Source organism: Nonomuraea sp. NPDC049400, assembly GCF_044466425.1.
Classification (GTDB): Bacteria; Actinomycetota; Actinomycetes; order Streptosporangiales; family Streptosporangiaceae; genus Nonomuraea.
In genome coordinates, this window is record NZ_JBITMP010000126.1 from 1 (window position 1) to 6,175 (window position 6,175).

Consider the following 6,175-nt stretch of genomic DNA (forward strand, 5'->3'; position numbering starts at 1 on the left):
GGGACGAGGGTGGGTGTCGGCCTCCACAGCTCGAGGGCGACGACGCCTCCTTCCCCCGCTTGGCCGCACCCGTATCCGACCCACAGCCGCTCGTAGGACTGGGCCAGTATCGCGTACGTACATGAGCAGGAAAGATCAACTGTTCTTCGGTCGTTCCGCGTGGGACACCGCCCCATGTCTACGAGGGCCGGCGGTGATCAGGCAGGGATCGCATTCACAAGGCCGCCGTCGATGACCAGGTCCTGGCCATTGATGTAGGACGCCTCACGGGAGGCGAGAAACGCCACTGCTGTGGCAATCTCCTCTGGTTGGCCGAACCTGCCCGCCGCGATACGACCGGTGATGGCCGCGGTCTCCGTCTCGCTCAACGCCGCGGCGGGATACATCGGTGTGTCGATGTATCCGGGACTGATTGAGTTGACGCGGATGCCCCGGGGCGCGAGATCCGCCGCAAGGGTGCGGGCCAGGTTGTGCACGGCCGCCTTGACCAGCACGCCGAAGGCACGAACCTGGGACTGGACCGCCTGCTGGCCGACCTGGCAGCCGACCCGCACCGCTTCAGTCTGCTGCCCGCAGACCTGCCTCTCCCGCCGCACCCGGCGATCCGCTCGGTCCCGCTGATCGACCCCACACCGCTGTACGCCTGGTCACTGCTCTGGCGCGGCAACGGCGGCCACCCACTGCTGGACACCTTGACAAGCGCCTTCGTGACGGAGGCCAAGCGCAACCGGTGGCTGGAACACGATCCCACCCGCGATTGGCTACCCGAGCGCCACAGCACGGACGCCAGCGCATTGACTACATCATGAGGAGCCTGGTCGGCCAACGGGCCGCGCGCGAGTGAAGGCGATCGCGTAGTTAGCAGGCGGCGCAGAAACATGAGGTGGCGCCAGAACCACCGCACAGTCCCGCCCGGAGGTCCGCTCACGCCGCGGTGAGATCGAGCCGGATCTCCATGTCCAGCCGGAACCGGCCGTAGGGGTTCACGTGAGCCCAGAACAGCGGGCTGAGGGCTCGCCGGTCTTCCTCCGTGAGCTTGCCGGCCCACTGCGGACCTCGCAGAACGGCCTGAAGGAGCCTGCAGGTTCGTCGAGTACCGGTAGTTCTCGCTCGAGGCCGCGACAGTGCGGTCCCGGGTGGGCACCAGCGTGCCGTCGAAGGACCGGGCCTGGTTCGCGGCCGGACGCTCCTGGTGTACTCGCCGCATGAGTATGGATCTCGGACTTCTCGGCGCCCACCTGCCCGAGCACGAAGTGACTCCGGACTGGGCGGCGGACCTCGAGCGCGCCGGTTACGGCACGCTCTGGCTGGACGCCTCTCCCCCGGCCGACCTCGCCTTGGCGGAGCGGCTGCTGGACGCGACCACCCGGATGGTGGTCGGGACGAGCGTGGTGAACGCATGGACCGCGGACGCGGAGACCGTCGCCGCCTCGTACCACCGGCTCGAGGCGAAGCACCCGGGCCGGTTCCTGCTCGGGGTCGGGATCGGGCACCGCGAGGTCCACGCCGAGTACGCCTCGCCATACGCCACCCTAATGTCCTATGTGGAGCGGTTGACGCGGGCCGGCGTGCCCGCCAGTCGGATCGTCCTGGCCGCGCTCGGGCCGCGGATGCTGCGCCTCGCGCGCGACCGCACGGCCGGGACCCTCACAGGCCTGATCAACCCCGAGCACACCCGGCGGGCCCGCGCGGTGCTCGGCGCGGGGAAACTGGTGCTGCCCGGGCATTTCGCGCTCCCGGAACCCGACGCCGATCGGGCTCGCGCGATCGCTCGTTCCGCGCCGCCCGGCACCGCATTGGGCGTGACGAACTACGCGAACAACCTCCGGCGGCTGGGGTACACCGAAGCGGACCTCTCCGGCTCCGGGAGCGACCGCTTGATCGACGAGCTCGTCGCATACGGCACGCCGGACGCCGTGGCGAAGGATCTGCTCGCGCACCTGGACGCGGGCGCGGATCAGGTCGGGGTGTACCCCCTCGGCAACGACCCGATCGGTGCCCTGCTCGTGGTCGCCGACGCGGTGCGCGCCACCTGGCGCGGGTGACGGTCAGCCGGTCACGATCCGCCGCAAAGCTTCGCGTTCCCGCCGGGTCAGCGGCATGCTCGGCGTGTCCACCGCGGGACGCGGGATCGGCACAGGGCAGATTCGAACGGCGGGACTGGGGGACCAGCACCCCATCCGAAGCCGGTGAACGCCCGCCCGAGAGCGCGAACCATGCGCTTCATCGTGCACCCCCATCGCCTCCCGACATTGTCGGCACGCGGGCGCTGACCCGGGTGACCTCCTGTTCGCCTGCGGAAGCGGAACGCAGGCGAACAGGAGATTCAGGCGGCTGGACCAGTCCGTCACCACGATGGAAGCTCAGCTTGAGGGGTCACCCACGCTCCAAGGCGCCCCTTGAGGGGCACCTTGGACCTCTGTCTTTCACGCGCGGGGGGCGTCTCCGAAGTCCGGAATCGCCAGCCGCTCGCCGCCCTTGAGGGCGGACTGGTGCGCGACGATGCCGGGCAAGGTGTAGCGTGCGGCGACCCAGGCATTGACCGGGGGCAGGGTGCCGGTGGCGACCCCCTGTACGAAGTCGTCAGCGAGGAAGTGGTGACTGCCCTCGTGGCCGTTGGAGACGTGGGCGAACTCTTCGGGCAGCCGGGAGCGGTCGTGCACCGGCGCTGAGCCCGAGGTGAAGGCGTCTCTGAGGGCGGGGGAAACGTGCTGGAGCGAGGGGTCATCAGGGGGCAGGGTCGGTTTGGGTTGAAGGTAGTCGGTGACGTCGGTGACACCGCTCTTGTCCTGCCACAGGCTCACTGTGGCCAGCTGCTCCAGACTCCCCTCTGTGCCGAAGAACCGGAACCGTGACTCGCGGATGTGCGAGGGGTAACCGACTCGCCGGAACTCGTTTGTCCTGAAGCATCCTCCGCCCTCGACCTCGAACAGCGCAGTGGCGTTGGAGAAGTCGTTGCCGAACTGGCTGACCGACTTGTCGAACACTCCGTCCCCGCGATCGTCGACGACTCCGATCGCCGACACGCTGATCGCGTGCGTCTGCCAGGCGCCGAGCACGCCGCCGATCGCATGGGTGGGATAGAGCAGCGGCGGGTAGCTGGCGGTCGCCTTCCAGTTCTCGCCGCCGCTGTACCGGTAGGCGTCGTAGAAGCCGAGGTCCATGTCGTGCACGTAGTCGCCTTCTGCGTAGAACAGCCGTCCGAAGCTGCTGGCGGCGATCTGATTGCGGGCGTACACGGTCGCCGGGTTGTAGTGGCTGGTCTCGCCCATCATGTAGATCAGCCCAGTCTCTTGGACGGCCATGATGATGGCTTCGATCTCCTCCTCGGCCACAGCCATGGGCACTGCTGCATACACGTGCTTACCGGCCCGTAGCGCCTGGACGGTCAGCGGCCCATGGGTCCAGCGCTGGGTGAAGATGGCGACCGCGTCGACGTCTGAGTTGAGCAAGGCCTCGAAGGACGGCATGGCCCCGGCAAGGTCGTAGTCGGCGACCAGTCGGGCGGCCCGGTCCGGGATCAGGTCGGTGGCCCAGATGTCGCCGACGCCCGGGTGGAGCCGCCATAGCTTGGCGAACTGGCCAGCGAACTGTCCGGCGCCGACGATGCCTAAAGAGAAGGTCATGAAAGTTCCTTGTCATGCCGTCAGAGCAATGGTCATGTTTCCTGCCCCGCGGACCCGCGGTCGGTGAGGTGTCAGCAGTGGCTTCAGGCGGCTCGCGTGGACTGCCACGACGATAGAAGCCTACAATCCACGAACGCTTCATCTAAGAGAGTGAAAATTTCTTGGATCCTCATGTCTAGCCTTGAACCGCCGAGTCTCACCGGATGGGGTGGCCGACCGGTGGTCATGGGCTTCCCGCACCAGCACGACGACCTGGAGATCAATCTGGTGACCGAGGGCGGCACCATGCTCTACCTGTTCGGTGGCACGCCCGTCGAGATCGGCCCTGGAAGCCTGGCAGTGTTCTGGGCCGCGGTACCGCACCAGCTGGTGGCGAACTCGGCGACGTCCGTCCACTGGCTCCACGTGCCGTTCACGACCTTCCTGAGCTGGCGACTGCCCGACACGCTCGTCAGGCGCCTTCTATCCGGTGCACCCCTGGTCTCCGCACCGTCGGCCGTCTTGCCTACCGATCCCGTGACCTTTGCCCAGTGGGCCGACGACCTGGCCACCGACCAGCGCGAACGCCATCGGATCGCACTGCTGGAGATCGAAGCCAGGGTCCGCCGGCTCGCTCTGACGAGCATGGGCGAACCGGTGCCTCAGTACACCGGAGGCGAACCGGCGCTACAGCACGTCATCGCCATGGTGCGGCACATCGCCGAACACTTCCGCGAGCCATTGACGAGCGCCGACATCGCCGGCGCCGCGCACCTGCACCCCAACTACGCCATGGCCCAGTTCCGCAAGGTGGTCCGCACAACCATGGTCGAATACCTCACCAAGCACCGCCTTGCGGAGGCCCGCCGACTGCTGATTATCACCGACTTACCGATCAATGACATCGCGTCCACAGTGGGCTTCGGTTCAGTCAGCCGGTTCTACAGCGTGTTCACCTCTGCCTGTGGCACATCACCCGCGAAGTTCCGGCGCGAGTACAGCCGCCACCGTACGGCAGAGTTCTGTTGAAGAGAGGTGGTTTCCCACGTGACCCGCAGGAGGACGACCGGCCAGATCCAGAATGTCACTGTGTTGGTTCTCTGGCCAGTGGCCGGGGGCGGGTCCAGCGCGGGGACGGCACATGGGGGATGCCGTCCCCGCACGGCTGCCTGCACCGTGGAGCTGTCGTACGGGGTCTCGCGCGAAACAGCCCGAGAACGCCTCCCGCTTGTCCGTCGATCCGGCTCCCCGTCCCGGCGTGGCATCGGTCGGACCGGCAGTCCATGTCACGGCGGGACGCAGAGCGGCGCGGATGCTGCTTGCCGGATTATCAAGGCGGTTGAGCCACTCCGACGGTTCGATGCCTCGTCCGGGAACTCGTGGTAGCGCGCGGCGCAGTCCAGATGCGGCCAGCAGTCCATCCCGCCATTCCCCGGCTTGGCCAGTGCGCTGTTGCAGCTCTACGGCCGCTTGCGCTATTGATCACGAATGTCGTTGATAAGGGTGATCTGGGCGGTCCTTGATCTGCTCGACAAGACGTCGCGAGCAATGCTTGAGACCTGTGGATCGGCCGGGAGGGGTGTACCTTCCCGGTGATCGTCTGTAGGTCTCACGCATGGCCGACGCGCCAACGTCGGTCGGGAAGGTACACCCATGCTCACCGTAGTCCCCGACCCCGTCCGATCGCGATGTTGTCGCGTCGGCCGGGTCGCCTGTGGCGGCGTCGTTGATCGACGAGATCGTCCGGGAGGGCGCCCGCCGGATGTTGGCCGCGGCGTTGCGGGCCGAGGTCGATGCCTACATCGCTCAGTTCGCCGACCAGCGTGACGAGCGCGGTCGTCGTCTGGTGGTGCGTAACGGCTCGCACCAGCCTCGCGAGGTGCTGACCTCGGCGGGTGCTATCGAGGTGAAGGCGCCACGGGTCAACGACCGGCGCACCGACCCGGAGACGGGCGAGCGCCGCCGGTTTTCCTCGGCGATCCTGCCGCCGTGGGTGCGTAAGACTCCCAAGGTGACCGAGGTGCTGCCGCTGCTGTACCTGCACGGCCTGTCGTCCGGCGACTTCGTGTCTGCTCTCGGCCAGTTCCTCGGCAGCTCGGCCGGGCTGTCGAGCTCGGTCATCACCAAGCTGACCGAGCGGTGTAAGGCCGAACAGCGCGCCTTCGCGGCCAGAGATCTGTCAGCGGTGGACTACGTCTACCTGTGGGCCGACGGATCCATGTCAACATCCGACTGGAGGAGCACAAGCTGTGCCTGCTGGTGATGATCGGGATCCGCGCCGACGGCCGCAAGGAACTCATCGCACTCGCCGACGGCTACCGCGAGTCGACCGAGTCGTGGGCCGACCTGCTGCGCGACTGCGCCCGGCGTGGCATGCGCGCCCCGGTGCTGGCCGTCGGCGACGGGGCGTTGGGGTTCTGGGGCGCGCTGCGGGAGGTGTTCCCGAGGCCCGGGAGCAGCGATGCTGGTTTCACAGGAGTCATCAAGAAATAAGGCGTTGCTTTTCGATCTTGAACTCGTTGACTTGGTATGGGCATACCGGGCGAGGTCCGCGATCAGCTCGTCTCGCG

General features: G+C 67.3%; 5 protein-coding genes and 2 pseudogenes. 4 read left to right on the forward strand and 3 right to left on the reverse strand.

What is annotated here, in order from left to right; genetic code table 11:
- Positions 1-197 precede the first annotated feature (197 nt).
- Positions 198-554: an SDR family NAD(P)-dependent oxidoreductase gene (locus ACIBVN_RS60470; RefSeq protein WP_397151917.1), complete on the reverse strand. Its 357-nt coding sequence runs from the start codon at positions 552-554 to the stop codon at positions 198-200.
- Here ACIBVN_RS60470 and ACIBVN_RS60475 point away from each other — a divergent pair.
- On the forward strand, positions 471-809 hold the full coding sequence (locus ACIBVN_RS60475) for a hypothetical protein (RefSeq protein WP_397151925.1): 339 nt from the start codon (positions 471-473) through the stop codon (positions 807-809). The genes ACIBVN_RS60470 and ACIBVN_RS60475 overlap by 84 nt on opposite strands.
- Before the next feature lie 265 nt (positions 810-1,074).
- Here the strand turns inward: ACIBVN_RS60475 and ACIBVN_RS60480 are convergent.
- A pseudogene (locus ACIBVN_RS60480) lies at positions 1,075-1,159 on the reverse strand (IS5/IS1182 family transposase); the annotation flags it as partial.
- 46 nt (positions 1,160-1,205) lie between these two features.
- On the opposite strand from ACIBVN_RS60480, the gene ACIBVN_RS60485 reads away from it, so the two are divergent.
- Complete coding sequence (locus tag ACIBVN_RS60485) at positions 1,206-2,045, forward strand: TIGR03620 family F420-dependent LLM class oxidoreductase (RefSeq protein WP_397151919.1); 840 nt, start codon at positions 1,206-1,208, stop codon at positions 2,043-2,045.
- A gap of 381 nt (positions 2,046-2,426) precedes the next feature.
- Here ACIBVN_RS60485 and ACIBVN_RS60490 read toward each other — a convergent pair whose 3' ends face one another.
- A complete protein-coding gene (locus ACIBVN_RS60490) occupies positions 2,427-3,626 on the reverse strand; it encodes a Gfo/Idh/MocA family protein (protein WP_397151921.1) in 1,200 nt (399 codons plus the stop codon).
- A 225-nt stretch (positions 3,627-3,851) separates the two neighbouring features.
- Between ACIBVN_RS60490 and ACIBVN_RS60495 the strand changes: the two genes are divergently transcribed.
- Together ACIBVN_RS60495 and ACIBVN_RS60500 are read left to right on the forward strand one after the other, a co-directional pair.
- Positions 3,852-4,634 carry a helix-turn-helix domain-containing protein gene (locus ACIBVN_RS60495; RefSeq protein WP_397151923.1) on the forward strand — a complete coding sequence of 261 codons (783 nt, stop codon included), beginning with the start codon at positions 3,852-3,854 and terminating at the stop codon, positions 4,632-4,634.
- A 685-nt stretch (positions 4,635-5,319) separates the two neighbouring features.
- A pseudogene (locus ACIBVN_RS60500) lies at positions 5,320-6,082 on the forward strand (IS256 family transposase); the annotation flags it as partial.
- Positions 6,083-6,175 lie beyond the last annotated feature (93 nt).